This is a genomic window from Caulobacter sp. HJHS_5 (assembly GCF_056683955.1).
This window is the reverse complement of record NZ_JBWZNC010000001.1, coordinates 373776-398985: the sequence shown is the minus strand read 5'-3', so window position 1 is coordinate 398985 and position 25210 is coordinate 373776. Positions and strand designations below refer to the sequence as shown.

At 68.2% G+C, this 25210-nt stretch carries 25 protein-coding genes and 2 tRNA genes; 6 read left to right on the top strand and 21 right to left on the bottom strand.

Annotation, left to right across the window (positions count from 1 at the left end; all coding sequences use genetic code 11):
* Window positions 1–35: 35 nt before the first annotated feature.
* The gene (locus ACFLIT_RS02115) at window positions 36–614 is read right to left on the bottom strand and encodes a DUF192 domain-containing protein (RefSeq protein WP_479909520.1); all 579 of its coding nucleotides are present in this window, start codon (window positions 612–614) and stop codon (window positions 36–38) included.
* A 79-nt stretch (window positions 615–693) separates the two neighbouring features.
* On the opposite strand from ACFLIT_RS02115, the gene ACFLIT_RS02110 reads away from it, so the two are divergent.
* On the top strand, window positions 694–1512 hold the full coding sequence (locus tag ACFLIT_RS02110; RefSeq protein WP_479909519.1) for a glutaminyl-peptide cyclotransferase: 819 nt from the start codon (window positions 694–696) through the stop codon (window positions 1510–1512).
* Window positions 1513–1516: 4 nt separating this feature from the next.
* Here ACFLIT_RS02110 and ACFLIT_RS02105 read toward each other — a convergent pair whose 3' ends face one another.
* From ACFLIT_RS02105 to ACFLIT_RS02075, 7 genes are all read right to left on the bottom strand, one after another.
* Window positions 1517–2155 (bottom strand): cold-shock protein, encoded by a 639-nt coding sequence (locus ACFLIT_RS02105; protein ID WP_479909518.1) that lies wholly within the window; start codon window positions 2153–2155, stop codon window positions 1517–1519.
* A 162-nt stretch (window positions 2156–2317) separates the two neighbouring features.
* Window positions 2318–2392, bottom strand: a tRNA-Glu gene (locus ACFLIT_RS02100).
* A 74-nt stretch (window positions 2393–2466) separates the two neighbouring features.
* Window positions 2467–4281: a single-stranded-DNA-specific exonuclease RecJ gene (recJ, locus tag ACFLIT_RS02095; protein WP_479909809.1), complete on the bottom strand. Its 1815-nt coding sequence runs from the start codon at window positions 4279–4281 to the stop codon at window positions 2467–2469.
* A gap of 2 nt (window positions 4282–4283) precedes the next feature.
* Window positions 4284–5234 carry a class II fructose-bisphosphatase gene (gene glpX / locus ACFLIT_RS02090; RefSeq protein ID WP_479909517.1) on the bottom strand — a complete coding sequence of 317 codons (951 nt, stop codon included), beginning with the start codon at window positions 5232–5234 and terminating at the stop codon, window positions 4284–4286.
* A 38-nt stretch (window positions 5235–5272) separates the two neighbouring features.
* The gene (locus ACFLIT_RS02085) at window positions 5273–6562 is read right to left on the bottom strand and encodes a homoserine dehydrogenase (RefSeq protein WP_479909516.1); all 1290 of its coding nucleotides are present in this window, start codon (window positions 6560–6562) and stop codon (window positions 5273–5275) included.
* A gap of 16 nt (window positions 6563–6578) precedes the next feature.
* Window positions 6579–7799 (bottom strand): LL-diaminopimelate aminotransferase, encoded by a 1221-nt coding sequence (locus ACFLIT_RS02080; RefSeq protein ID WP_479909515.1) that lies wholly within the window; start codon window positions 7797–7799, stop codon window positions 6579–6581.
* 113 nt (window positions 7800–7912) lie between these two features.
* Entirely contained in the window at window positions 7913–8341 is a 429-nt protein-coding gene (locus tag ACFLIT_RS02075) for a hypothetical protein (protein ID WP_479909514.1), read from the bottom strand.
* Window positions 8342–8406: 65 nt separating this feature from the next.
* Between ACFLIT_RS02075 and phaC the strand changes: the two genes are divergently transcribed.
* Together phaC and ACFLIT_RS02065 are read left to right on the top strand one after the other, a co-directional pair.
* On the top strand, window positions 8407–10485 hold the full coding sequence (gene phaC / locus ACFLIT_RS02070) for a class I poly(R)-hydroxyalkanoic acid synthase (protein ID WP_479909513.1): 2079 nt from the start codon (window positions 8407–8409) through the stop codon (window positions 10483–10485).
* Window positions 10486–10654: 169 nt separating this feature from the next.
* Entirely contained in the window at window positions 10655–12796 is a 2142-nt protein-coding gene (locus ACFLIT_RS02065) for a TonB-dependent receptor domain-containing protein (RefSeq protein ID WP_479909512.1), read from the top strand.
* Window positions 12797–12836: 40 nt separating this feature from the next.
* Here ACFLIT_RS02065 and argC read toward each other — a convergent pair whose 3' ends face one another.
* The 4 genes from argC to ACFLIT_RS02045 form a co-directional block, all read right to left on the bottom strand.
* On the bottom strand, window positions 12837–13775 hold the full coding sequence (gene argC / locus ACFLIT_RS02060) for an N-acetyl-gamma-glutamyl-phosphate reductase (protein ID WP_479909511.1): 939 nt from the start codon (window positions 13773–13775) through the stop codon (window positions 12837–12839).
* Window positions 13776–13879: 104 nt separating this feature from the next.
* The gene (rpsI, locus tag ACFLIT_RS02055) at window positions 13880–14356 is read right to left on the bottom strand and encodes a 30S ribosomal protein S9 (protein WP_479909510.1); all 477 of its coding nucleotides are present in this window, start codon (window positions 14354–14356) and stop codon (window positions 13880–13882) included.
* A gap of 2 nt (window positions 14357–14358) precedes the next feature.
* A complete protein-coding gene (gene rplM, locus ACFLIT_RS02050) occupies window positions 14359–14832 on the bottom strand; it encodes a 50S ribosomal protein L13 (protein WP_479909509.1) in 474 nt (157 codons plus the stop codon).
* 168 nt (window positions 14833–15000) lie between these two features.
* Window positions 15001–16032: a COX15/CtaA family protein gene (locus ACFLIT_RS02045; RefSeq protein ID WP_479909508.1), complete on the bottom strand. Its 1032-nt coding sequence runs from the start codon at window positions 16030–16032 to the stop codon at window positions 15001–15003.
* 168 nt (window positions 16033–16200) lie between these two features.
* Here ACFLIT_RS02045 and ACFLIT_RS02040 point away from each other — a divergent pair, with 168 nt between their 5' ends.
* Window positions 16201–16449: a GlsB/YeaQ/YmgE family stress response membrane protein gene (locus ACFLIT_RS02040; RefSeq protein ID WP_479909507.1), complete on the top strand. Its 249-nt coding sequence runs from the start codon at window positions 16201–16203 to the stop codon at window positions 16447–16449.
* A 2-nt stretch (window positions 16450–16451) separates the two neighbouring features.
* The gene (locus tag ACFLIT_RS02035) at window positions 16452–16673 is read left to right on the top strand and encodes a DUF2842 domain-containing protein (RefSeq protein ID WP_479909506.1); all 222 of its coding nucleotides are present in this window, start codon (window positions 16452–16454) and stop codon (window positions 16671–16673) included.
* A gap of 40 nt (window positions 16674–16713) precedes the next feature.
* Here the strand turns inward: ACFLIT_RS02035 and ACFLIT_RS02030 are convergent, their stop codons facing one another.
* The 8 genes from ACFLIT_RS02030 to ACFLIT_RS01995 form a co-directional block, all read right to left on the bottom strand.
* The gene (locus ACFLIT_RS02030) at window positions 16714–17697 is read right to left on the bottom strand and encodes a hypothetical protein (RefSeq protein ID WP_479909505.1); all 984 of its coding nucleotides are present in this window, start codon (window positions 17695–17697) and stop codon (window positions 16714–16716) included.
* Between the two features lie 257 nt (window positions 17698–17954).
* Window positions 17955–18031: transfer RNA gene (locus ACFLIT_RS02025), tRNA-Pro, on the bottom strand.
* A gap of 53 nt (window positions 18032–18084) precedes the next feature.
* Window positions 18085–18543, bottom strand: coding sequence for a MerR family transcriptional regulator (locus ACFLIT_RS02020; RefSeq protein ID WP_479909504.1), 459 nt, complete (start codon window positions 18541–18543; stop codon window positions 18085–18087).
* A gap of 15 nt (window positions 18544–18558) precedes the next feature.
* Window positions 18559–18861: an integration host factor subunit alpha gene (locus tag ACFLIT_RS02015; protein ID WP_479909503.1), complete on the bottom strand. Its 303-nt coding sequence runs from the start codon at window positions 18859–18861 to the stop codon at window positions 18559–18561.
* 106 nt (window positions 18862–18967) lie between these two features.
* On the bottom strand, window positions 18968–19945 hold the full coding sequence (locus ACFLIT_RS02010) for a beta-ketoacyl-ACP synthase III (protein ID WP_479909502.1): 978 nt from the start codon (window positions 19943–19945) through the stop codon (window positions 18968–18970).
* A gap of 1 nt (window position 19946) precedes the next feature.
* Complete coding sequence (plsX, locus tag ACFLIT_RS02005; RefSeq protein ID WP_479909808.1) at window positions 19947–20990, bottom strand: phosphate acyltransferase PlsX; 1044 nt, start codon at window positions 20988–20990, stop codon at window positions 19947–19949.
* Window positions 20991–21128: 138 nt separating this feature from the next.
* On the bottom strand, window positions 21129–21677 hold the full coding sequence (locus ACFLIT_RS02000) for a YceD family protein (protein ID WP_479909501.1): 549 nt from the start codon (window positions 21675–21677) through the stop codon (window positions 21129–21131).
* Complete coding sequence (locus tag ACFLIT_RS01995; protein WP_479909500.1) at window positions 21662–22192, bottom strand: ubiquinol-cytochrome C chaperone family protein; 531 nt, start codon at window positions 22190–22192, stop codon at window positions 21662–21664. Before ACFLIT_RS01995 ends, ACFLIT_RS02000 begins: the two co-directional genes overlap by 16 nt.
* 114 nt (window positions 22193–22306) lie before the next feature.
* Between ACFLIT_RS01995 and ACFLIT_RS01990 the strand changes: the two genes are divergently transcribed.
* On the top strand, window positions 22307–22804 hold the full coding sequence (locus tag ACFLIT_RS01990; RefSeq protein ID WP_479909499.1) for an outer membrane protein assembly factor BamE: 498 nt from the start codon (window positions 22307–22309) through the stop codon (window positions 22802–22804).
* A gap of 79 nt (window positions 22805–22883) precedes the next feature.
* Here the strand turns inward: ACFLIT_RS01990 and ACFLIT_RS01985 are convergent, their stop codons facing one another.
* Entirely contained in the window at window positions 22884–25043 is a 2160-nt protein-coding gene (locus ACFLIT_RS01985; protein WP_479909498.1) for a sodium-translocating pyrophosphatase, read from the bottom strand.
* Between the last annotated feature and the right edge of the window lie 167 nt (window positions 25044–25210).

The window sequence follows — 25210 nt, the reverse complement described above, 5'->3', positions numbered from 1 at the left end:
CAATTGCTGAGCGCCTGAAGATTTGGGCTTGAAGATCAGGGCTTGAAGAAAGGATGCCTGATCTGATCGCCGGGCAAGAGGCCGATTTCGGCGGCCCGGCCGCCGGCCAGTTCCAGCACCCCGATGGCCGGGCCGCCCGATGGGACCGGACTATCGTCGAGCGGACGGGCGTTGCGGCCGATCGAGACGACCCTTCCGTCCTGGCCGATGTAGACGATGTCCAGCGGCACGAGGGTGTTGTGCATCCAAAAGGCTTGCGGGCGCGAGGCCTCGAACTCGAACAGCATGCCCCGGTCGGCGGCGACGCTGGTGCGGCACATCAGCCCGTACTGGCGTTCGGCGTCGGTGTCGGCGATCTCGACCTGGAACTTGACCACGCCGGAGCCGGTGACGACCTCCAGCGGCTCCAGCGCGCCGGAATGCGGATTGCGCAGGGTGTTGCACTCGGCGGGGGCCGGGGCGGCCGTCACGGCCGCGCTCGCGGACGCGGCGGCTGGGGCAATGGCCGAGGGCGCTTGGCTGGGCGCGGGCGGCGGCGCGGGGTTCTTGGACGAGGCGTCCGAACAGGCGGCCAGCACCAGGGCGAAGGCGGTCCACAGGGCGGTCGTTTTCATGTCGCGTGCTTACTCCGCCCCGCCCGCCTTGGAAATGGCGGCCGCTTTAAGGCCCCAATCGGGCCGTTAAGCTGAACCGATGATCGAGGCGCGCCGCATTGCCGTTTCCCTGCTCGCCTTGGCCGCCCTCGCGGCGCCGGCGCTCGCCCAGGCGCCGACGCCGCCTCCTCCTGAGGCAAGCGCCTCCGCGACCGTCCCTGACCGTCTCTATACGGCGCGGATCGTCCGCAGCTTTCCCCACGATCCCTCGGCCTTCACCGAGGGGCTGCTTTACGAAGACGGCGCGCTCTACGAGAGCACCGGCCTGGTCGGCCGCTCCTCCATGCGCAAGAGCGAGCTGGAGACGGGCAAGGTGCTGCTGCAGCGCGAGCTCGCGGCCCCCTACTTCGGCGAAGGCATCGTCACCTGGAAGGGCAAGGTGGTGCAGCTGACTTGGCAACACCAGATCGGCTTCATCTACGACGCGACTGATTTCCAGCCCCGGGGCAGCTTCAAATATCCCGGCGAAGGCTGGGCCCTGACCAAGGATGACCGTCGCCTGATCATGAGCGACGGCACTGACCAGATCCGCTTCCTCGATCCCGACACCCTGAAGGAGACCGGGCGGATCAAGGTGACCTTCCGTGGGCAGCCGGTGCGGGAGATCAACGAGGTCGAGTGGGTGAAGGGCGAGATCTTCGCCAACATCTGGCAGACCGACGTGATCGTGCGCATCGATCCGAAGACCGGCCAGGTGGTCGGGCGTATCAGCCTGCGCGGCCTGCCGCTGGATCAGGACCGCAACGGCTCAGAGGACGTGCTGAACGGCATCGCCTACGACGCCCAGGCCGACCGCCTGCTCGTCACCGGCAAGCAGTGGAGCAAGATCTACCAGATCGAGCTGGTCGAAATCCCCTGACGGCTCAGCCGTTGTTGGAGATTTCGGCGACGACCAGACCCTTGGGGCCCTCGGCGAAGCGGACGATGACGTCTTCGCCGGGCTGCAGGTCCTCAAGGCCGCTGCGGCGCAGGGTCTCGATATGCACGAAGATGTCGCCGGGCTCGTTGTCGCGCACCACGAAACCGTAGCCCTTGGTGCGGTTGAACCACTTCACCTTGCAGCGCTCGGGCGGACCGTTGGGTTCGACCGGGCGGCGGGGCGGACGGGCCCCGAAGCCGCCTTCACGGCCGGAGCCGTAGCCCTCGCGGCGCTGACCGCCGTAGCCGTCGCGCGAGAAGCCGCCGCGGCCGCCGTCGTCATAGGCGCGGCGCGGGCGATCGCTGACCGGCGTGGCGGACGACTCGTCGAGGTTCACCACCTCGGAAACCTGCCAGCCCTTCTGACGACGCACGACGTCGCAGACGATGATCGAACCTTCGAGGGCTGACTCGCGGCCGCAGTTCCGAAGCGAGGTGACGTGCAGCAACACGTCTTTCATACTGGTCTGGGAGGGATCGTCGGGCACGATGAAGCCGTAGCCCTTACCGGCGTCGAACCACTTCACGCGGCCGCTGATGCGGACCTGCGGATCATGACCGCCGTCTTCGTAATCGTAACTCATGCCGCCCCTGTATCCCGCCCTTAGTCCTTAAATGGACGAGTTTCGGGTTACAGTGTTCTCGCAACTCAATAGTCGTCAACAGGCGATTCGCTATAAAAGCGAAATTCTGTTATGCGGGCGACACACCTGCGCACCGTTTAGGCGATGTGGGGAAGCCCGCGCTGGCAGTCCCTAGGGGAGTCGAACCCCTCTCTTCAGATTGAAAATCTGACGTCCTAACCGATAGACGAAGGGACCGCGTGCGCGGGAGACGGCGATATATCCACCTTCGTCCGGGCGCGCAAGCGGCCGTTCGTAAGGAAAAGAAGTTTCTAGACGGGACGCATCCGCGGGTCGGCGGCGTCCTCGATTTCCAGCTCCACGCCCTCGCGCCCCTGCCAGTCGTCCGGCCGCAGGCGCCCGACCACATGCAGGCCGCCGCCGCCCGCCAGCAGGCGCTTTCCAAGCTCGCTGTCCCCCGCCCGCCAGGCCACGGCCTTGAGGCCCCGCCCGGTCGGTCCGGCCAGGGTGACGCGAACATGGCCGCCGTTCATGGCCATCGGGCGTTCGACCCGCACGTCGGAGATGGCGAACAGCGGCTCCGGATTGCCGGGGCCGAACGGGGCCAGGCGCTGGAAGTCGGTCCAAAGGGCGCGGTCGCAGCCGCCCGGCTGCACCAGGGCGTCGATCTCGACCATCTCCGGCCCGGCCGCCTCGCTCTCGCCGGCCAGGCGCTCGGTGAGGAAGGCGCGAAGCTCGGGGATGGCCGATGGGCGAATCGTCAGGCCGGCGGCCATGGCGTGGCCGCCGCCGGCCATCAGCAGGCCCTCGTCGAAAGCGGCCTGCACGGCGCGACCGAGATTGATTCCGGGCTGTGAGCGGCCCGACCCCCGCCCGACGTCGGCGGCCCGGTCGACGCCGATGACCAGGGCGGGCTTGCGATAGCGCTCGCGCAGGCGTCCGGCGACGATGCCGATGACGCCGGGGTGCCAGTCGTCGCCCGCCACGACGATCACCGGCGATTCGGGATCGAAGTTGCTCTCGCGCTCGAGCGAGGCGACGGCGGCGTCGACGACGGCGGCCTCGACCGCCTTGCGCTCGGCGTTCAGGGCGTGGAGCTCGGCGGCCAGGGCGCGGGCTTCCGCCGGATCGTCGGTGGACAGCAGGCGCGCCCCGAGGTCGGCGCGGCCGATGCGGCCGCCGGCGTTGATGCGCGGGCCGAGGATGAAGCCGGCATGGAAGCTGCTGGCGGGCTTCTGCTCCCCGCCTGAGGCCTCCAGCAGGGCCGCCAGGCCCGGGTTGCGCCAGCTCGACATGGTCTTGAGCCCGAGCGAGGCCAGGGCGCGGTTGAAGCCCACCAGCTGGGTCACGTCGCAGATGGCGCCCATGGCGGCGAGATCGAGCCATTGGCGCAGGTCCGGCTCGGCCCGGTCGGCGAACAGGCCCCGTCGGCGCGCCTCGCGATTGAGGGCGGCCAGCAGCACAAAGGTGACCCCGGCGGCGGCCAGAACCCCCTGCCCCGACCCGCAGCCGGGCCGGTTCGGGTTGACCACGGCGGCGGCGGCCGGGGCCGCGCCCTCGCGCATCAGGTGGTGGTCGATGACCACGACCTCGAGGCCGATCTCGCCGGCGGCGGCGATGGCGTCGTGCGCGGCGGCCCCGCAGTCGACGGTGACCACCAGTTCCGCGCCCTGGTCCTTCAGGCGGCGGAACGCGGCCGGACTGGGTCCATAGCCCTCGGCGATACGGTCGGGGACGTAGATCGCAAGCTCGCGCCCCATGGTGCGGAACCAGCGGACAAGCTGGGCGGCGCTGGAGGCGCCGTCGACGTCGTAGTCGGCGAAAACGGCGGTGGGCCTGCCCTGCTCCACCGCGTCGACCAGCAGGCTGGCGGCGCGATCCATGTCCATGAAGCTGGAGGGATCGGGAAACAGCGCTTTGAGCGTCGGCGACAGGAAGTCGTCGGCCCGCGCCCCATCGACGCCGCGCGCCGCCAAGGCCCAGGCCAGGGGTTCAGAGAGGCCGAGTCGGAGCTGGTGATCGCGCGCCGCGGATTCATCGGCCGCCCGGCGGCGCCAGGCCCGGCCGGTCAGCGAGCGCTCGACATCCAGAAAGGCCGCGGGCGCGGGGCCCGAGCCCTCGGGCATCGTCAAATCTTCCGCTTCATCCGCACGTCGCGGACCGTGCGGGTCGACGAGTTCATCACCAGGGTGTGGGTGTGGACGTGGCCGTCCTTGTAGACCACGCCGTCCAGCAGGGCGCCGCTGGTCACGCCGGTGGCGGCGAAGATGGCGTCGGCCCGGACGATCTCGTCGAGGGTGTACTTCTTGTCGAGCTCGGTGATGCCCCAGCGGGCGGCGCGGGCGCGCTCGTCGTTGTTGCGGAACACCAGGCGGCCCTGGAACTGGCCGCCGACGCACTTCAGGGCCGCGCAGGCCAGCACGCCCTCGGGCGCGCCGCCGGAGCCGATGTAGAGATCGACGCCGGTTTCGGGATCGGCGGTGTTGATCACGCCGGCCACGTCGCCGTCGGTGATCAGATAGACGCGCGCGCCGACCGAGCGGATCGAGGCGATGATCTCGGCGTGACGCGGACGGTCGAGCACGCAGACCGTGATCTCGGAGGCGTCGACGCCTTTGGCCTTGGCGATGGCCCTCACGTTGTCGGCCGGCGACTTGTCGAGATCGATGACGCCCGCCGGCAGGCCGGGGCCGCAGGCGATCTTGTCCATGTAGGTGTCGGGGGCGTTGAGCAGGCTGCCCTTGGGCGCCCAGGCCATCACGGCGCAGGCGTTGGCCATGGCCTTGGCGGTCAGCGTGGTGCCTTCCAGCGGGTCGAGGGCGATGTCGATCGCCGGGCCGCCCTGGCCGACCTTCTCACCGATGTAGAGCATCGGGGCTTCGTCGCGCTCGCCCTCGCCGATGACGATCTCGCCGTCGATGTTGAGCTCGTTCAGCGCGTTGCGCATGGCGTCGACGGCGGCCTGGTCGGCCGCCTTCTCGTCGCCGCGTCCGACCATCTTCCAGGAGGCGATCGCCGCCGCTTCGGTGACGCGCACCGCGTCGAGGACCAGGGCGCGATCGAGCGAAGGGGTGGTCATCAGGCTTCTCCGGCGTTCGCTCGACCTTCGAGCGAGTCTCAGATGCGCGCTATGCGCAGCAGGCGAGGACGCTCTAGCACAGCCGGCAATTTTTCCATCCGGTTTATGGCGTCGGTGACGACCGATTCCGGCGTCGCATGGGTGGTGAGCACAATCGGCACGCCGCCCGCGTCCGGCGCCGGTTTCTGCAGGAAGCTGTCGATCGACACTCCGCACTCGGCCAGGGTTTCGGCGATCACGGCGATGACGCCGGGCTCGTCCTTCACCAGCAGGCGGATGTAGGCCTTGCCGACGCTGCGGCTGGGATCGAGGGCCGCGAACGGTCGCAGGGTCTCGGCCGGCGCCTGGAATACCGGACGCACGCCTCCAGCCATGACGTCGGCGATGTCGGCGGCGACGGCGGCGGCGGTCGGACCCGCGCCGGCGCCCGGCCCCTGCAGGAAGATGCGGCCGATGCGCGTTCCCTCGATGAACAGGGCGTTGAGCGCGCCGTTGGCCTGGGCCAGCGGATGGTCGAGCGGCGCCAGCACGGGGCCTACGCGGACCAGCACGCCGTCCGGCCCGCGCGAGGCCTGGGCGACCAGCTTGATGCGATAGCCGAGCTCCTTGGCGAGCTTGATGTCGAGCAGTTCGATCTGGTCGATGCCCTGCACGTGGGCGGCGGCGTAGCTGGGCGCGCAACCGAAGGCCAGGGCGGCCAGCAGGGTCACCTTGTGGGCGGCGTCGAAGCCGCCGACGTCCATGGTCGGGTCGGCCTCGGCGTAGCCCAGGCGTTGGGCCTCGCTCAGCACGTCGGCGAAGGCGCGGCCGCCGGCCTCCATCTCGGTGAGGATGTAGTTGCAGGTGCCGTTGAGGATGCCCGAGACGCTGGCCACCTCGTCGCCGACCATGGCCTCGCGCAGCATCTTCACGGCCGGGGCGCCGCCCATGACGGCGGCTTCATAGAGCAGCATCGCCCCGCTGCTCTCGGCGATGGCCGCCAGTTCGGCGCCGTGCTCGGCGAGCAGGGCCTTGTTGGCGGTGACCACCGGCTTGCCGAGCCGCAGGGCGGTTTCGACCGCGGCCTTGGCCGGGCCGTCCGAGCCGCCGATCAGCTCGACGAAGATGTCGACGTCCGGCGCCGAAGCCAGGGCGACGGGATCGTCGTACCAGGCGAGGTTCGAGATATCGACGGTGCGCGGCCGCGAGCGCGAGCGCGCCGAGACCGCCACCACTTCCACGCGCCCTTCGGCCGGGGCGAAGTCCGGCCGCTCGGCCAGGAACTGCAGGAGGCCGCCGCCGACGGTGCCGAGCCCCGCGACGCCGACGCGCCAGGTTTTCTGAGCCATAATCTCTTCCAGAACTCTATTGAGCCGCGAGGGCGTTGTGCGCCCGGCCCAGGATCTCGTCCGCGTTGGCCAGGAACTTCTTCACGTTGCGCGCGGCCTGACGGATGCGGTGTTCGTTCTCCACGAGGCCGATGCGGACATAGCCCTCGCCGTACTCGCCGAAGCCGACGCCGGGGGCGACGGCGACGCCGGCCTCCTCGATCAGCAGCTTGGAGAACAGCATCGAGCCCGCCTCGCGGAACGGCTCGGGAATCGGGGCCCAGGCGAACATCGAGGCCGGCGGCGGCGGAATGGTCCAGCCGGCGCGGGCCATCGACGACACCAGGGTGTCGCGGCGGCCTTTATAGATGGCGCGGATCTCGTCGACGCAGTCCTGCGGGCCGTTGAGGGCCGCGGCCGCCGCCACCTGGATGGGCGTGAAGGCGCCATAGTCGAGGTAGGATTTCACGCGGGCCAGGGCCGCGCAGATGCGGGCGTTGCCCACCACCATGCCGACGCGCCAGCCGGCCATGGCGTAGGTCTTCGACAGGCTGTTGACCTCGACGGCGATGTCCTTGGCGCCCTCGACCTGCAGGATCGACGGCGGCGGATTGTTGTCGAAGTAGATCTCCGAATAGGCGATGTCGGACAGCACGAGCAGCTCGTGCTTCTTCGCCAGGGAGATGACCTCCTTATAGAAGTCGAGGTCGACCCACTGGGCCTGCGGGTTCGAGGGGTAGCTGACGATCAGCACGGACGGCGGCGGCGCCGAGTGCTTCATCGCCTTGGAGATGCCCGACAGATACTCCTCGGGCGACAGGGCCGGCACGTGACGCAGCACCCCGCCGGCCATGATGAAACCGTAGGCGTGGATCGGATAGGCCGGGTTCGGGCAGATCACCGTGTCGCCCGGCGCGGTGAGGGCCTGGGCCAGGTTGGCGAAGCCTTCCTTGGAGCCGAGGGTGGCGATCACCTCGGTGTCGGGGTTCAGCTTCACGCCGAAGCGGCGGTCGTAGTAGCCGGCCATGGCGCGGCGCAGGCCGATGATGCCCTTGGAGGCCGAATAGCGGCCGGACTTCGGGTCGCGGGCCGTTTCGATCAGCTTGTCGACGATGTGCTTGGGGGTCGGCATGTCGGGATTGCCCATGCCGAAGTCGATAATGTCCGTACCCTGGGCGCGCAGGCGCGCCTTGATGCGGTTCACTTCTTCAAAGACGTAGGGCGGCAGACGCCGAATGCGGTGGAAATCGGGGGTCATGAGATCAAGGACCTGGCGCTCATAGCGCCGAAAGAGCGGACGGAGGCATGGATAGCCCCGGCGGGGGGCGTAGCCAAGCGGCTGCAGGTGAGTTTTGCCTCCGCCAGGCCCGTCTAGCGGGTCGACGAAGGCGGGCTAGCCTGCTGGCGTGCGCGGGCGGCGTAGGCCTCGGTGGCCGCGCGGTCGGCGGCGGTCGGAGCCGCGGGGGCATTGCGCAGGGCTTCATTGCGATTGCGCTCGGCGAAGGCCTCGGTGTCGCCCTTCAGGGCGAAGGTCTCCGGCGCGCTGTCGCGAAGAATCTGCTCGCGAATCCGCTCTTCCTCGCCCACGGCGGTCCGCCAGGCTTCCGGCTTGCGCACATCGGTCGGCGCCTGGGGAATGTTTTCGAAGCTCGGCTCCGGCGCCGGAACCGCCACGGCGGCGGCCATGGCCTGCGAAATCGGCGTGGCGCCCGTGGTCGGGTCGCTCAGGCAGGCGCACAGCGGCAAGGCGATGCCGCACACCGCCGCCAGAAGCCCGAATTTTCGCATGCCGTCGTTCATTTCCCTTGGTCTTATGCGATGATCGCGTCCGACGAAAGAGCGGCGCCACGCAAAGGGATAGACGCATGACGGACAAGCCTGTCGCCAAGCCGCGCGCCGCCGGTAAGAGCGCCGCCGCCAAGGTGAAGGTCGTCAAGGCGGACAAGCCCGACAAGGCGAAAACCAAGAAATCCAAAGCGCAACCGCCGGCGGCCGAACCGGCGAAGCTCGCCAAGCCCCGCGCCAACCCCAAGGCCGTCAAGACGCCGCCCGCGGCGCCGAAGGTCGAGGCCGCGACTCCGAAGGTCGAGGCGCCCTCCCCGCCCCAGCCGCCGCACCGCGAATCGCCGGCCTTCGCCTCGGCGATCCCGCATATCGACGCCTTCATCTCGCCCGAGCAGCGCGCGGCGTTCGAGACCCTGTCGGCCAACCTCGCCCGCGCCGCGGTGACCGCCCAGGGCGCCATCGCCGAGGCCGCCCTGCGCCAGGCCGACCGCCCGGCCGCCCTGAGCCCCGATCCCTTCCATGTCGGCCCGGCTCTCACCGAGGTGATGGGTCGCCTCGCCGGCCAGCCGGACCGGGTGATGCGCGCCCAGGCCGAGCTGTTCAGCCGCTATCTCGACCTCTGGCAGTCGGCCAGCCGCCGTCTGCAGGGCGAGGACGCCCCGCCGGTGGTCGAGCCGGCCCGCGGCGACCGACGCTTCGCCGACGCCGAATGGTCCAAGCACGCCGTCTTCGACGTGATGAAGCAGTCCTACCTGCTGACCGCCAATTGGCTGAACGAACTCGTCGCCGACGTCGACCAGGTCGATCAGCTGTCGAAGCGGCGGGTCGAGATGTTCATGAAGATGCTCACCGACGCTTTCTCGCCGTCGAACTTCCTGCTCTCGAACCCGGCCGCCCTGCGCGAGGCGATGGAAACCAACGGCGAGAGCCTGGTGCGCGGCATGGAGAACTTCGCCGCCGACCTTGAGCGCGGCGGCGGCCAACTGGCGATCAGCCAGACGGATCTGGCCAAGTTCAAGGTGGGCGAGAACGTCGCCACCGCTCCGGGCAAGGTGGTGTTCCAGAACGACCTGCTGCAGTTGCTGCAGTTCGAGCCGACCACCGAAACGGTCTACGAGATCCCGCTGGTGATCTTCCCGCCGTGGATCAACAAATACTACATCATGGATCTGCGGCCGGAGAACTCGCTGATCCGCTGGCTGACGGGCCAGGGCTTCACGGTGTTCGTCGCCTCGTGGGTGAACCCCGACGCCCGGCTCGCCGGCAAGACCTTCGAAGACTACATGATCGAGGGCGTCTACGCCGCCACCGAGCAGGCGATGCTCCAGTGCGGGACCAAGACCGTGAACACGGTCGGCTACTGCATCGCCGGCACCCTGCTGTCGTGCAGCCTCGCGCACATGGCGGCCAAGGGCGACAAGCGCGTCGCCTCCGCGACCTTCTTCGCCGCCCAGCAGGACTTCTCCGAGGCCGGCGACCTTCTGCTGTTCACCAACGACGAGTGGCTGGCCGATCTCGAGACGCGGATGGATCAGGCGGGCGGCTTCCTGCCCAGCCAATCGATGGCCGACACCTTCAACATGCTGCGGTCGAACGACCTGATCTGGTCGTTCTTCGTCAGCAACTACCTGATGGGCAAGGAGCCCCGCCCCTTCGATCTCCTGTTCTGGAACAGCGACCAGACGCGGATGCCGAAGGCGCTGCATCTCTTCTATCTGCGCAACTTCTACCGGCTGAACGCCCTGGCGAAGGGCGAGCTGGAACTGGACGGGGTGAAGCTCGACCTCTCGAAGGTCAAGACGCCGATCTACGCCCAGTCCTCGAAAGAAGATCACATCGCGCCCTACCGCAGCGTCTATCGCGGCGCGCGGCTGTTCGGCGGGCCGGTGAATTTCATCATGGCCGGCTCGGGGCATATCGCGGGCGTGATCAATGCGCCGGCGGCCCAGAAGTACCAGTACTGGACCAACGAGCACCTCCCAGGCTCGGTGGAGGGCTGGCAGTCCGGCGCCGTCGAGCATCCGGGGTCCTGGTGGCCGCACTGGAAGGAATGGCTGGCCGCGAAATCCGGCAAGCAGGTCCCTGCGCGAGATCCGGCCAAAGGGCGGCTGAAGCCCCGGGAGAACGCGCCGGGCGGCTATGTGAAGGTCAAGAGCTAACGCCGTTCGCTTCCCAACGGCGCCGCTTCGTTGCGGCGTCGCCTACCCTCCACGACAAATGATTGCCCCGCGTCCGGTCTGCGCCGGCGACGATTGACGCGCCCATGTGACCGCTCCTACCCGCCCCTCAGTTTTGCAATTCATTCGCATTCTGATTGGGGCGTTCATCTTGTCTACCTTCCCTCATCGTCTTCTCGCCGGGGCCAGCCTGGTCTCGCTCGCTCTCGCCGCCGGTTCCGCCCAGGCCCAGGCCGTGGCCGCCAGCAACGCCGCGGCGGTCGCCACCGAGCTGACGGAGGTGGTGGTCACCGCCGCCGGCCGGGAGCAGAAGGTCGTCGACGCCCCCGCCAGCATCAGCGTGATCGGCCGCGAGCAACTGGAGGAAAAGCGGTTCGGCAGCCTGGCCGAGGCCCTGTCGGACGTGGAAGGCGTCGACGTCGGCCAGGCCCAGGGCAAGACGGGCGGCCTCAACATCTCGATCCGGGGCATGCCCAGCGACTACACACTGGTGCTCGTCGACGGCCGCCGCCAGAACGCACCGGGCAATGTGACGCCCAACGGCTTTGGCGAGACCTCGACCAGCTTCCTGCCGCCCTACTCCGCCATCGACCGCATCGAGATCGTTCGCGGGCCGATGTCGACGCTCTACGGGTCGGACGCCATGGGCGGGGTGGTCAACATCATCACCCGCAAGGTGGGAACCGAGTGGGCCGGCACGGCGACCGTCGAAACCACCCTGCAGACCAACGACGCCTTCGGCGCCCTGCACGCCGCCAACCTCTACGCCCAGGGGCCGCTGGTCGAAGATCGTCTGGGCCTGACCCTCCGCGGAGCCCTGACCAAGCGGGAGGCCTCCAACCTCTCCTACAGCGACGCCGCCGGCAACGAGGTGGAGATCAGCAAGCGCGGCCCGAGCCCCGTCGAGTCGGAAATCTATACCTTGGGCGGGCGGCTGACCTACACGCCGCATGCCGACCATGACCTCTGGGCCGAGGTCGAGATCAATCGTCAGCGGTACGACAACTCCGACTCCCAACTGGGCACCGGCACGGTTCAGGGCGGCTATGGCCCGGAGATGAAGTTCAACCGCGAGAACTATGTTCTGGCCCACAGTTGGCGCGCCGGCTTCGCCAACGTCGACACCACCCTGACCCGCAACACCACCGAGACCCTGGGGCGCACCATCCCGCCGGGAACGCCCGGCAAGACCCCCGGCGCGGCCCGCGACCTGGAAGCGACCAACACCATCCTGGATAGCCGGGCGGTGGTCCCGCTTGGCGACTTCACGACCACGGTAGGCGGTCAGTACTGGAAGGCCGAGATGATCGATGGCGTGGCCGTCGACAAGTACGAGTTCGTGCAGTTGGCCGCGTTCGCCGAAACCGAATGGCGCCCCGTCGACTCCTTCGCCCTGACCCTGGGCGCGCGCTACGACGACCACGAGACCTTCGGCGGCAAGCTGTCGCCGCGCGTCTACGGCGTATGGAGCTTCAGCGACGCCTTCACCCTGAAGGGCGGCGTCAGCCGGGGCTTCAAGACCCCGCGCCTCGACCAGATCGCCTCCGGCATCGTCGGCTTCGGGGGCCAGGGCACCATTCCGCTGATCGGCACGCCGGGCCTTAAGCCCGAGACCAGCACCACGACCGAAGCGGGCCTCTACTACGACGCGGGCGGGGCGTTCAGCGCCAATATCACCGCCTTCAACAATGAGTTCGAGGACAAGATCGCGTCGGGCGCGCCGATCCCCAACTGCACCTGGTCGGTGCAGCGCGACCGGCCGGGGTGCCTGAACCTCGGCGAGTTCCCGCGCGCCGAGAACTTCGGCCAGACGGTCAACGTCGACGAAGCCGTGAGCCGTGGCGTCGAACTGGCGGCTCGTCTGCGGCTGCATGACGGGATCACCCTCAGCGGCAACTACACCTTCACCGAGAGCGAGCAGAAGAGCGGGACCGAAGCTGGTCGGCCGCTGGTCAACACGCCGCGCCACATGCTGAACGCCAACCTGCGTTGGAACGTGACAGACCGCTTCAATGCCTGGCTGCGCGCCGACGTGCGCTCGGGGCGTTTCCGTGGCGTGGGCGCGGCGCAGAACGCCCTCGGCGACTTCAAGGGCTACGAGCAGTTCCACCTCGGCGCGGGCTATACGATCAATCCGCGCGTGAAGCTGAATGCCGTGCTCTACAATATCTTCGACAAGGACTTCACCGAGTACCTGCCCTACCAGCAGAACGGCGTGACGACCTACACCTCGGCCTATGTGAACCCGCAGGAGCCGCGCCGGCTCTGGGTGCAGATGACGGTCGACTTCTAGGATGACGGGGCGGCTGGCGCCTCAGCGCCAGCCGCCGCCTTCAGTTCAGGCCGGCGTCCTCATCGAGCCCCAGCATGATGTTGAGGTTCTGCACCGCCGCGCCCGAGGCGCCCTTGCCGAGATTGTCGAGCAGGGCCACCAGGCGGGCCTGGCCGTTGTCCTCCGAGCCGAAGACGAAGAGCTTCAGGCGATTGGTGCCGTTCAGGCCTTCGGGGTCGAGCCCCTTCAGGCTCGCGGCCTCGTCCCGCGACGCCACCTCGACGAAGCGCTCGCCCTCATAGTGGGCCGCCAGCGCGGCCTGCAGGTCGCCCAGCGTCGGCTGGGTGTCGAGCGTCGACAGGTGCAGAGGGATTTCGACCAGCATGCCCTGGGCGTAGCGGCCGACCGACGGCGAGAAGATCGGGCGGGTCAGCAGGCCGGCGTGACGGCGGATTTCCGGCACGTGCTTGTGCTCCAGGCCGAGGCCGTAGAGGCGGAAGTTGTCGGTCGTGCCGCCCTCCTCGAACTCGGCGATCATCGCCTTGCCGCCGCCGGAGTAGCCCGAGACGGCGTTGATCGACACCGGCAGTTCGGACGGCACGATGCCGGCCTCGACCAGCGGCCGCAGCAGGCCGACCGCGCCGGTCGGATAGCAGCCGGGGTTCGACACCCGCTTGGAGCCGGCGATCGCCTCGCGCTGGCCCTTGGTCATTTCGGCGAAGCCGTAGTCCCATCCCTCGGCCGTGCGATAGGCGGTCGAGGCGTCGATGACCCGGGTCTCGGGGTTCTCGATCAGGGAGACGGCCTCCATGGAGGCGGCGTCCGGCAGGCAGAGGATGACGGCGTCGGCGGCGTTGAGCAGGCGCGCCCGTTCGCCGGCGTCCTTGCGCAGGGCCGGGTCGATGGAGATCAGCTCGAGGTCGCGGCGGCCTTCCAGCCGCTCGCGGATCTGCAGGCCCGTGGTGCCCGCCTCGCCATCGATGAAAACCTTGGGGGCCATCGGATCCTCCAAAAAAAGACGCGCAGGGCGCGCTTCGGCGAGAGACAAAGAAAAAGGCGCTCCGGTTGCCCGAAGCGCCTCTTCCAAACGCGAAAGTCTCGCGCTTAGCGCTTCGAGAACTGGAAGCTACGACGGGCCTTGGCCTTACCGTACTTCTTACGCTCGACGATACGGCTGTCGCGCGTCAGGAAGCCGTGCGGCTTCAGCTGCGTGCGCAGGCCGGGCTCGTAATAGGTCAGAGCCTTGGAGATGCCGTGACGCACGGCGCCGGCCTGGCCCGACAGGCCCGAGCCTTCGACCGAGACGATGACGTCGAACTGGCCTTCGCGGTTGGTCACCTGGAAGGGCTGGGCGATCATCATGCGCAGCACCGGGCGAGCGAAGTACACTTCCTGGTCGCGGCCGTTGATGGTGATCACGCCCTTGCCCGGCTTGATCCACACCTTGGCGATGGCGTTCTTACGCTTGCCGGTCGCATAGGCGCGGCCGAACTTGTCGATCTTGGGTTCGGCCGAAGCGGCGTCCGGCGCCGGGTTCGACGAGAGGCTTTGCAGAGCCTCGAAGCCTTGCGTGTCGCTCATGCTCAGGCGCTCCGGGTGTTCTTGGCGTTCAGCGAGGCGAACGCGATGGTTTCCGGGGCCTGGGCCTCGTGGGGGTGCTCACCGGCGTTATAGATGCGCAGGTGGGTCAATTGCTTGCGAGCCAGCGGGCTCTCCTTCGGCAGCATGCGCTCGACGGCCTTCTCGAGCACGCGCTCGGGGAAACGCCCTTCCAGCTGCTTGCCGGCAGTGATCGACTTCACGCCACCCGGGTGACCGGTGTGGCGGTAGTAGATCTTCTGTTCGAGCTTGCGGCCGGTGAACTTCACCTTGTCGGCGTTGACGACGACGACGAAGTCGCCGCAGTCGACGTGCGGGGTGTAGTCGGGACGGTGCTTGCCGCGAAGACGCATGGCGATGAACGTCGCGAGACGGCCGACGACGGCGTCCTTCGCGTCGATCACGATCCACTTCTTCTCGACCTCGGCGGGCTTCAGCGAAGCCGTGGTCTTCATCATGGGGTCAGATCCGTAAAAAGCGGCCGAGGCGCGGGCCTCGGCGTGAGGCGGGCGATGTACAGCCTGCCCCGGCGCCGGTCAAGGGTGATATCGTCGCCCTATCCGGCCCATGCCTTGGAAATCATTGATGTTTTTCAATACGGTATTTTAATACCGCAAGAAAGTTCGCTAAATCCGACGGGCGCGCCAGGCGAAGGCTGTCGCCAGGGCCAGCAGCAGGGCCGCGCCGAGCTGGTGCAGGATGCTGAGCCACAGCGGCGCGACCGCCATCAGGGTGGCCACTCCGAGGGCGGCCTGCGCCAGAACGGCGGCCGCCAGGGCGAAGGCGATCACGCGGGTTTCGCTGGCTAGGCCCCGATCACGCGACGCCCCGATCGCCAGGGCGATGGCGGCCACGAACAGGGCGTAGGCGCCCAGGCGGTGATGCAGCTGCACGGCCCCGACGCTGTGCGCGATGGTGCCCCACAAGCCCTCGCCCGCGTAGTCGGCCGGGAATAGGGCGCCGTTCATCAGCGGCCAGTCGTTGTAGACAAGACCGGCGTCGTTGCCCGCCACCAGGGCGCCCAGCAGGCTCTGAACGAAGACGCCGATCAGGAAGAAGAGCCCGACACGAGGCCACCTGCTCTGCTCCGCCATGCGCGGCTGGCCCGACCAGGCGTCCAGCGCCGTCCAGATCAGCATCACGAACAGCGCCAGGGCGAGGCCGAGGTGGGCGGTCAGGCGTTCGGGCGCTACCGAAACGCGTTCCGACAGGCCGCTGGCGACCATCCACCAGCCGACGAGGCCCTGCAGGCCGCCGAGAACGAGCAGCATGACGCAACGCCAGACGAGGCGGCGTGGAATCTCGCGGCGGATGGCGAAGACCACCAGGGGCACGGCGAAGACCAGGCCGATCAGGCGGCCGAGCAGGCGATGGCTCCATTCCCACCAGTAGATCGACTTGAAGGCCTCGATCGTCATGTTCGCGTTGAGTTCGCGATACTGCGGAATCTGCTTGTAGCGCTCGAACTCGGCGGCCCAGGCGGCGTCGCCGAGCGGCGGGATCGCGCCGGTGACCGGCTTCCACTGGGTAATCGACAGACCGGAATCGGTGAGGCGCGTGGCGCCGCCGACAATCACCATGGCGAGGACAAGCACGGCCGTGATCAGCAGCCAGATGGCGACGGCGCGCGAACGGTCAGAACGCAGAAACGAAGTCATGAGGGGATGTCGCGACCAATCGCGGCTCAAATGGGGCAAGCGAAGGGGCAAGGCCTAACCTTCAGGCGCGCGAGTGACAACCTCGGCCATATCCGCCATGAACGATTGCGAAGGCGGAACGGCGGCGCACGGCGGCGCATTTTCCTTGGTCGGAACTCGGAGCGCCGAATGGACGGGGTCGGAATCTTCGCGGCGATCATCATCGGCATTCTGGCCGGCTGGATCGCGGAGCGGGTGTTGAACCGTCGGCACGGGTTGTTCACCAACCTGATCGTCGGCGTCGTAGGCTCGTTCATCGGCGCCTTCCTCGCCCATGCGATCGGCCTGCGCTGGGGCGGCTTCGTCGGCAGCCTCGTCGTCTCGACCGTGGGGGCGATCCTGCTGCTTTCCATCCTCAGTCTTCTGCGTCGGCGCTGATCATGTCTCGTAACGCCCGTCAGCTTCTCGGCGGCCTCGCCGTGCTGGTGTTCCTCACGTTCTACATCGGCGTGGCGCTGATGATCGCCGACCGCCTGCCCGACAGCCGGTTCGTGCGGTTCGTGTTCTTCGTAATCGCCGGCGTCGGCTGGGGCGTGCCTCTCGTGCCGCTGCTGTCCTGGATGGAGAACGGCAAGTTCGAATACCGCAAGCGGCTGCGCTGATCGTCCAGCGAAAAGGGCCGCCCTTCGGCGGCCCTACGCGTTAGCGTCCTGTGGCGTAGGTGACGCCGCGACCGGACGATCTCGGATAGGCCGCGCAATTGTCGGTGCGCCAGGGAATCCGGTTCGCCGACAACTGGGCGCGCAGCTCGTTGACTTCGCGGCTCTGCAGGCACGGCACGATCGTCGTGAAGCGCACGTTTTCCGCGTCCGCGACATCGATCATGAACTTGGTGATGCTCTGGGCCATCATCTGATAGTCGGCCTGCTTGGCGCGCTCACGCCCGCCGCGCGCCCCGATGCCCGATTCCGACAGCGCGCCCTGGCGTGCGCCGAGCACCGCCTCGCGCGGCGGCGAGCCCCAGAAATTCGGGAAGGCGATGAAGTTGGCCGGCGAGATGAACTCCAGGCCGGTGGTGACCGGCCCCCATAGGGTCGCCCACACATTCGCCTGGTAGTAGCGCCGCCAGTAGGTGTTCCATTCACCCTGGGTGGCTTCCGTGACGGAATCGATGCCCAGGCGGCGTCTCGCCCCGGCGTGGTTGGCGAAGTATTCGACGACGACCGCCTCGCCCACCACGCCGGCGGCGCCGACCTTGTTGACGGCGCCGGTCAACCCGACGGAGCGCAGCCAGGCCTTTTCCGCGTCGCGCTCGTCCAGCATCGGAAACTCCGCGACGAACTCCGCCGGAACCGTCCGCTCATAGACGACCTCGCCGGTGGCCCGGCGCACGATGCGGTAGGTCGCCAGGCTGTGGCTCTTGAAGTCGCCGCCGACCGACGAGCCTTCGAGCTCGGAAAATTCGATCTGCAGCGCGTATCGCGCGGCGATCGGCGTCGGCGCCAGCAGGTCCGACCGCTGCAGGGCGTGCTCCAGCAAGGGGCGGAACGAGCTCTGGTTGGCCTCGGCGAACCAGTAGGAGCGGCGCGACATGCCGGTGACGTAGTCGAGCGTGACCGACCGGTAGAGGCGATCATCGCCGCTCCACGCGATGGCTTGGTTCTGCGGCAGCGGCGGGCGCTGCATATCCCGGTTTTCGATAGCGGAGGCGCAGCCGGTAAGGGCTACGCACGCGAAGGCGGCGGCTAGCAGACGACGCATGAACGGAAACCCCAACCCAATCACAAGTTGCATGGAAGCTGGGCGATAGCGGTTAGATAGTGGTTAAGGCTAAGCGCTTTTGGGATTTAACCTCGACCATGGAGCGGCGCCGAGCGGTCGGTGGAATGTGAAAAGGGCCGCCTCTCGGCGACCCTTCGCAACCCCCTCACATCCTTTCGGAATGGTCGGAGCGACAGGATTCGAACCTGCGACCCCTTGACCCCCAGTCAAGTGCGCTACCAGGCTGCGCCACGCTCCGCCGAGGGGGAGCGCCCTTCTACCGCCGCGCGGCGTCAGGGCAAGCCGAAATTCTCAGTTGCCCCGCAGGAGAGCGTCGAGCCGGGCCTGCACGGCCGTCAGGTCGTCCAGGGCGAGGGCAAGCCGCTGGCGCGCTTCCGGCGTCAGCGGTGGGATCGCGGAGTCTTCCGGCCTATCGACCGGCGCCGCGTCGATGCGGTCGTCCGACCCCTTCGCGCCGATATCGTCGTCGGGCGCGGCGGCGGTCGGGTCGGCGCCGAGAATCCGGCGCAGGCCGAAATCCTTGTGCAGCTTCTGCACGCCCTTGATGGTGTAGCCCTCGCCGTGCAGCAGGGTGCGGACGCCCGCGAGCACGGCGATGTCCTGCGGCCGATAGAATCGACGGCCGCCCGCCCGTTTCATCGGCCGGATGAAGGAGAAGCGGCTCTCCCAGAACCGCAACACATGCTGGGGAACGCCAAGCTCGTCGGCGGCCTCGGAGATGGTTCGGAAGGCGTGGGGGCCCTTGGCCACCGGGGCGGGCGCCCTTTAGTCCGCCATGGCGCGGTCGACGCGCGCCTTCATCACGTGACTGGCCCTGAAGCCGATCACGCGACGGGGTTCGATTTCGGCCGGCTCGCCCGTTTTCGGGTTGCGACCCATGCGCGCGCGCTTGGAGCGGACCTGGAAGACGCCGAAACCGGAGAGCTTCACCGTCTGCCCCTCCTCCAGGGCCTCGGCGACGAGATCGAGCGTGCGCTCGACCAGCTCAGCGCAGTCCTGGCGGGTGAGACCGACTTCGGTGTGGACGGCCTCGCAGAGATCCGCCCGGGTCAAGGTCGCGCCTTTCATGGGATGCCCTCTCCTCTTAACGTTTTCGGTCGCACGCCGCGATTATGGCGTCAAGTCAACGGCTTCGGATAAAGCCCTGACCCATGCTCGGAAGCGCGCCTCGCTCTCAATAGCGTATGACGCAGGCGCCCCAGGTGAGCCCGCCGCCCATGGCTTCCAGCAGCAGCAGCTGACCGCGCTGAACGCGGCCGTCCTCGACCGCCTCGGCCAAGGCCAACGGGATGGAGGCGGCGGAGGTGTTGGCGTGGCGCTCCACGGTGGTCACCACCTTGGCCTCGTCGATGCCCAGGCGATTGGCGACGCCGTTGAGGATGCGCAGGTTGGCCTGGTGCGGGATGAACCAATCCACGTCCGAAACCGCGATCTTGGCGTCGGCGGCGGCGGCCGTCACCGCCTCGGCGATGTTGACCACCGCATGGCGGAACACCTGATTGCCCTGCATCCGCAGCTTGCCGACCTGGCCGTCGGTCGACGGGCCCCCGTCGACATAGAGCAGGTCCTGCTTCGTGCCGTCGCAGCGCAGGGCGAAGCCGAGCAGGCCGCGATCGTCGGTGGTCCCCTCGCCCGCTTCCGGAACCAGGACCACCGCGCCGGCGCCGTCGCCGAACAGCACGCAGGTGCCGCGGTCGGACCAGTCCATTAGCTTGGTCATCTCCTCGGCGCCGATGACCAGCGCGCATTTGGCGCGTCCGCCGGCCACGAAGCCGTCGGCGACGCTGAGGGCGTAGACGAACCCCGAGCATACGGCCTGGACGTCGAAGGCGATGCCCACCGGGGCGCCCAGCTTGCGCTGGACGATGGCGGCGGTGGCCGGGAAGGTCAGGTCCGGCGTGGTGGTGGCGACGATGATCAGATCGACGTCGGCGGCGGTCTTGCCGGCGGCGGCCAGGGCCTTGTTCGCGGCCTCGACCGCAAGGTCGGAGGTGGCCACGCCCGGCTCGGCGCGGTGACGCTGGCGGATGCCGGTGCGCTCCACGATCCACTCGTCCGAGGTGTCGACGATCTTCGCGAGATCGTCGTTGGTCATCACACCCGGCGGCAGATAGGCGCCGACGCCGGCGATGACGCTACGCAATTGACCCACTCTACGCTGCTCCTTGCGCCCCGGCGGTTTCGACGGCTTCCGCCGCGGCCGTGGTGAGACGCTTCATATTCCTGTCGATTTCGGCCGAAAAGTCGCTGCGCGCCAGATCGGCGGCGACGCGGATGGCCGAGGCGAAACCGTTGGCGTCGGCGCCGCCGTGACTCTTGACCACGATGCCGTTCATGCCGAGCAGCGGCCCGCCGTTGACCCGGCCCGGATCCAGCCGGCGCTTCATGCCCTTGAGGGCGGCCGAGGCGATCAGGGCGCCCAGCATGGCGAAGGGGCCCGACTTGAAGGTCTGCTTCAGCTCGGCGCCGATGAAGCGGGCGACGCCCTCGGCGGTCTTGAGGGCGACGTTGCCGGTGAAGCCGTCGGTGACCACCACGTCGACCGTGCCCTTGGCGATGTCGTTGCCCTCGACGAAGCCGTGATAGTCGAGGTCGAGGCCGAGCTCACGCAGCATGCGGTGGGCCTCGCGCACGTCCTCATGGCCCTTCTGCTCCTCGGACCCGACGTTGAGCAGGCCGACGCTGGGCTTGTGGTTCGGATCGCCGCCGCCGTGAACCGCGTGGTGGAAGGCCGCGCCCATGATCGCGAACTCGACCAGTTGTTCGGCGTCGCATTCGATATTGGCCCCGACGTCGAGCACGGCGGTGACGCCCTTCATGGTCGGCCAGGTGGCGACGATGGCCGGGCGCTCCAACCCCTCGGCCATGCGCAGGATCAGTTTCGACATCGCCATCAGGGCGCCGGTGTTGCCCGCCGAGACGGCGGCCTGCGCCTCGCCCTGACGCACCGCGTCGATGGCGTTCCACATGCTGGAGCCCTTGCCGCGCCGCAGGGCCGTGCTGGGCTTCTCATCCATGGCGATGGACTTTTCGGCCGCCCGCATCTCGCAGCGACCGCGCACCTCGGCCGGCAGGCGGGCGATGGCGGCTTTCACCTGGGCTTCGTCGCCATGCAGTAGAACGCGCAGATCGGGATCACGCTGGAGCGCAAGACCGACACCCGGCGCCACGACGGGTGGCCCGTGATCGCCGCCCATGGCGTCGACCGAAATAACGAGGGATTTGGGCAATGCGACTCTGGATGACGTGCGCCCCGTCGCGTCGGGGCTTCCGGACGATACATCCGCAGCGACGCTATGCAAATGCGGCCACGCTGCGACGAAGGGTCTGTGGCGTCAGGCCCCGCCGCCCTCCCCCGGTTCCGACTTGCGAAGGGCGGCCAAGGCGGCGAACGGCGACAGCGAGCCCGGCTCGTCCGGCTGCTCGAAAACCGCGCCCGGCTTGCGTGGAAACGGATCCAGCTCCAGGGCAAGGTGCTCGACCACATAGCCGGAAACATCGATCACATCGTCTTCCAGCACGTCCGGCGCATCCTCGGCCTCAGCGTCGATTTCGATCTCCACGCCCTCGTACTGTGGGATGTTGGGGCTGTCGGGCGGAACGAGACGCAGCGAGAAGCCGGCGTCGATGTGCGAATCAAGCGGCTCGGCGGTGACCGAACAGGTCTGGGTGACGGTGGCCTTGATCCAGCCGGTCATCTCCACGCCGTCCAGCCAGGGGGCGAGGCCGACATCGGCCTCCAGTCGTTCGACGGCGATCAGGCCGAGGTCGCGGGCGATGGTCTTGCGCGCGGCGGCGTCGGGTTCGAACCGCGCCTGCAGGCCGGTGCGCTGGACGGCGCCCAGCCGGACCTTGAGCGGCCAGGGGGTTACGGTTGCGGCCATGCGACCTCTCCCGAAAGCAGATTGGACAGGGGTTGGGCGGCCAGCGCGTCTCGCGCGCGGACGACGTAGTCGGCCAGGGCGGCCGGGTTCGCGCCTCCGACGCCTTCAAACGCCGTGCGGAGCAGCATCGCCTCCAGGGCGGCGCGGTCCGGCAGCGGGGCGACGGCCTCCTGCCAGGTGGAGAGCCGGCCGTAGAAGGCTCCCGCGAGCTTCTTCATCTTCTTGCCCATCGACAGGTCGCCGACGCCGATCTGGCGCAGGGCGTCGTCAAGGCTGCGGACATAGGCGTCGAACAGGCCCTGCGAGGTCTCCTGCGCCTGCTCGCCCTGCCCCGACAGTCTCTCGACCAGCATCACCACGTGCAGGGTGTAGAGTTCGAAGCGGCCTTCCAGGGTGTCCGGCGCGCCGAAGCCGGCGTAAAGGGCCGGGGCGCGGGCCTGTTGCGCCGCCGCCGCGAACAGCGCCGCGCCGGCCGCCTCGGCGGGACGCTTGCGGAAAATCCGGCTTAGGAACATGACACGCCTCGATTTCGCCGCGTCATGGGTTGAAACGGCGCATTGAACTAAGCCCGCATGGGGGTTAGGTCAAAGCCTGCCCAGCGCGGTTCGCACCGCCCTTTCGGAGCGCTCATGTTTCGTCGCGTCGCCCTCGCCGCCCTTGTGGCCCCTGCCTCGATCCTGGCCCCGGCCGTGATCCTGGGCGCCTGCACGCCGATCACCACCTACTCCGGGTTCCAACCGGTGGATTCGGATCCGTCCGACATCAAGGCGGGCGAGGACACCAAGTCGACCGTGATGTCGAAGCTGGGATCGCCTTCGGCCACATCCACCTTCGACAACAACACCTGGTACTACGTCTTCGAAATCTCGGACCGGGTCTCGTTCTACAAGTCGCGCACCGTGAAGCGCGACGTCACCGAAATCTCGTTCAACAAGGACGACGAGAAGGTGACCGCCGTGAAGGCCTACACCCTGAAGGACGGCAAGGTGATCGCCTACAACGGCCGCGAGACGCCGACGCGCGGCCGCGAGCTGAGCATCCTCGAGCAGCTGCTGGGCAACGCCGGCCGCGGCGGCATGCTGCCGCAGGACGACGTGATCCCCGGCCAGCGCCCGGGCGACCGCTAAACGCTCATCGTTTTCTCGAAACGAAAAACGCCCCGGAGATCGCTCTCCGGGGCGTCTTCTTTTGCGCGAAGGACCGCGATCAGCCGACCGCCGACTTGGCCAGGGCCGCCAGCAGCAGCAGGGCCACGATGTTGGTGATCTTGATCATCGGGTTCACCGCCGGGCCGGAGGTGTCCTTGTAGGGGTCGCCGACGGTGTCGCCGGTGACCGCCGCCTTGTGGGCGTCGGACCCCTTGGTGTGCTTCACCCCGTCCGAGTCGGTGAAGCCTTCCTCGATCACCTTCTTGGCGTTGTCCCAGGCGCCGCCGCCGCTGGTCATCGAGATGGCGACGAACAGGCCGGTGACGATCACGCCCATCAGCATGGCGCCGACGGCGGCGAAGGCGTCCACCTTGCCGGCGATGGCGTTGATGACGAAGAACAGCACCACCGGCGAAGCCACCGGCAGCAGGGACGGCACGATCATCTCCTTGATCGCGGCCTTGGTCAGGATGTCGACGGCGCGGCCGTATTCCGGCTTCACCTCGCCCGTCATGATGCCCGGGTTCTCACGGAACTGACGTCGCACCTCGACCACCACCGACTGGGCGGCGCGGCCCACGGCGGTCATCGACAGGCCGCCGAACAGGAAGGGCAGAAGGCCGCCGACCAGCAGGCCGACGACGACGTAGGGGTTGGAGAGGTCGAAGGCCACCGCCCCCATGCCGTCGAAGAACGAGCCCGGCGCGGCTTCCGCCGAGAAGAACTTCAGGTCCTCGGTGTAGGCGGCGAACAGCACCAGGGCGCCCAGGCCGGCCGAACCGATGGCGTAGCCCTTGGTCACCGCCTTGGTGGTGTTGCCCACGGCGTCGAGCGCGTCGGTGGTCACGCGGACCTCCGGCGGCAGGCCCGCCATCTCGGCGATGCCGCCGGCGTTGTCGGTGACCGGACCGAAGGCGTCGAGGGCGACGATGAAGCCCGCCAGCGACAGCATGGCCGTGGTGGCGATGGCCACCCCGAACAGGCCGGCGAGGTTGTAGGTGACGATGATGCCCACGGCGACGACCAGCACCGGAGCCGCGGTCGACTCCAGCGACATGGCCAGGCCCTGGATCACATTGGTGCCGTGGCCGGAGACCGAGGCCTGGGCCACCGACTTCACCGGGCGGAAGTTGGTGCCGGTGTAGTACTCGGTGATGATCACGATCAGGGCGGTGATGACCAGGCCGGCGATGGCGCAGGCGAACAACGCGCCGGCCCCGAAGGTTTTCTCCAGCGCCGTGCCCGCGTTGACGGTCAGCGGCTCCGTGACCAGGCTCGGGATCAGGAAGTAGAGCGCGATCGCCGACAGCACGCCGGTGACGATCAGGCCCTGATAGAGCGCGCCCATGATCGAGCCGCTCTTGCCGAGGCGCACGGCGAAGGTGCCGATGATCGAGGTGACGATGCACACGGCGCAGATGGCCAGCGGCAGCACCATCAGCGTGCCGAGCGCGGCCGTGCCGCCGAAGAAGATGGCGGCCAGCACCATGGTGGCGACCGTGGTCACCGCGTAGGTCTCGAACAGGTCGGCGGCCATGCCGGCGCAGTCGCCGACGTTGTCGCCCACGTTGTCGGCGATGGTGGCGGCGTTGCGGGGATCGTCCTCGGGGATGCCCGCTTCGACCTTGCCGACCATGTCGCCGCCGACATCGGCGCCCTTGGTGAAGATGCCGCCGCCCAGACGGGCGAAGATGGAGATCAGGCTGGCGCCGAAGCCCAGGCAGACCAGGGCGTTGATCACCGTGCGGTCGGCCGGATCGTGGCCCAGGTGCATGACCAGCACGGCGTAGTAGCCGGAGACGCCGATCAGGGCGAAGCCCGCGACCAGCAGGCCGGTGATCGCGCCGGAGGTGAAGGCGAGGTTGAGCCCCTTGGCGAGGCTCTCGGACGAGGCCTGGGCGGTGCGCACATTGGCCCGCACCGAGATCAGCATCCCGGCGAACCCGGCGGCGCCGGACAGCACCGCGCCGATCAGGAAGCCGATGGCCGCTTCCAGCCCGAGCAGGAGGAACAGCGCGACGAGCACGACGACGCCCACGATGGCGATGGCCGTGTACTGGCGCTTCAGGTAGGCCTGGGCCCCTTCCTGGATGGCCGCCGCGATTTCCTGCATCCGGGCGCTGCCCGGCGACTTACGCAACAAAGACGCCGTCTGAACAGCGCCATAAAGCACCGCCAACAACCCGGCTCCGAAAGCCAGGGTGAGCCACATACTCATGATGTCTTCCCGCCCTATCATTGTTGAAGGGCCGAGACGCCGATCGCTTAAACGGATCGGTTCACTAAAGTCCCGGCCCCGTGAAATCTTCGAGCCGAGGCCGTCAGATCGGGCGAGAGCCTGCCGCATGCGGCAGGCCTGTGCAACCGGCGTTATCTGGACCGTAT

Coding starts and splice junctions, on each gene's coding strand:
- ACFLIT_RS02115 (WP_479909520.1), bottom strand. CDS start 614: ATGAAAACGACCGCCCTGTGGACCGCCTTCGCCCTGGTGCTGGCCGCC.
- ACFLIT_RS02110 (WP_479909519.1), top strand. CDS start 694: ATGATCGAGGCGCGCCGCATTGCCGTTTCCCTGCTCGCCTTGGCCGCC.
- ACFLIT_RS02105 (WP_479909518.1), bottom strand. CDS start 2,155: ATGAGTTACGATTACGAAGACGGCGGTCATGATCCGCAGGTCCGCATC.
- recJ (WP_479909809.1), bottom strand. CDS start 4,281: ATGCCCGAGGGCTCGGGCCCCGCGCCCGCGGCCTTTCTGGATGTCGAG.
- glpX (WP_479909517.1), bottom strand. CDS start 5,234: ATGACCACCCCTTCGCTCGATCGCGCCCTGGTCCTCGACGCGGTGCGC.
- ACFLIT_RS02085 (WP_479909516.1), bottom strand. CDS start 6,562: ATGGCTCAGAAAACCTGGCGCGTCGGCGTCGCGGGGCTCGGCACCGTC.
- ACFLIT_RS02080 (WP_479909515.1), bottom strand. CDS start 7,799: ATGACCCCCGATTTCCACCGCATTCGGCGTCTGCCGCCCTACGTCTTT.
- ACFLIT_RS02075 (WP_479909514.1), bottom strand. CDS start 8,341: ATGAACGACGGCATGCGAAAATTCGGGCTTCTGGCGGCGGTGTGCGGC.
- phaC (WP_479909513.1), top strand. CDS start 8,407: ATGACGGACAAGCCTGTCGCCAAGCCGCGCGCCGCCGGTAAGAGCGCC.
- argC (WP_479909511.1), bottom strand. CDS start 13,775: ATGGCCCCCAAGGTTTTCATCGATGGCGAGGCGGGCACCACGGGCCTG.
- rpsI (WP_479909510.1), bottom strand. CDS start 14,356: ATGAGCGACACGCAAGGCTTCGAGGCTCTGCAAAGCCTCTCGTCGAAC.
- rplM (WP_479909509.1), bottom strand. CDS start 14,832: ATGATGAAGACCACGGCTTCGCTGAAGCCCGCCGAGGTCGAGAAGAAG.
- ACFLIT_RS02045 (WP_479909508.1), bottom strand. CDS start 16,032: ATGACTTCGTTTCTGCGTTCTGACCGTTCGCGCGCCGTCGCCATCTGG.
- ACFLIT_RS02040 (WP_479909507.1), top strand. CDS start 16,201: ATGGACGGGGTCGGAATCTTCGCGGCGATCATCATCGGCATTCTGGCC.
- ACFLIT_RS02035 (WP_479909506.1), top strand. CDS start 16,452: ATGTCTCGTAACGCCCGTCAGCTTCTCGGCGGCCTCGCCGTGCTGGTG.
- ACFLIT_RS02030 (WP_479909505.1), bottom strand. CDS start 17,697: ATGCAGCGCCCGCCGCTGCCGCAGAACCAAGCCATCGCGTGGAGCGGC.
- ACFLIT_RS02015 (WP_479909503.1), bottom strand. CDS start 18,861: ATGAAAGGCGCGACCTTGACCCGGGCGGATCTCTGCGAGGCCGTCCAC.
- plsX (WP_479909808.1), bottom strand. CDS start 20,990: ATGGGCGGCGATCACGGGCCACCCGTCGTGGCGCCGGGTGTCGGTCTT.
- ACFLIT_RS02000 (WP_479909501.1), bottom strand. CDS start 21,677: ATGGCCGCAACCGTAACCCCCTGGCCGCTCAAGGTCCGGCTGGGCGCC.
- ACFLIT_RS01995 (WP_479909500.1), bottom strand. CDS start 22,192: ATGTTCCTAAGCCGGATTTTCCGCAAGCGTCCCGCCGAGGCGGCCGGC.
- ACFLIT_RS01990 (WP_479909499.1), top strand. CDS start 22,307: ATGTTTCGTCGCGTCGCCCTCGCCGCCCTTGTGGCCCCTGCCTCGATC.
- ACFLIT_RS01985 (WP_479909498.1), bottom strand. CDS start 25,043: ATGAGTATGTGGCTCACCCTGGCTTTCGGAGCCGGGTTGTTGGCGGTG.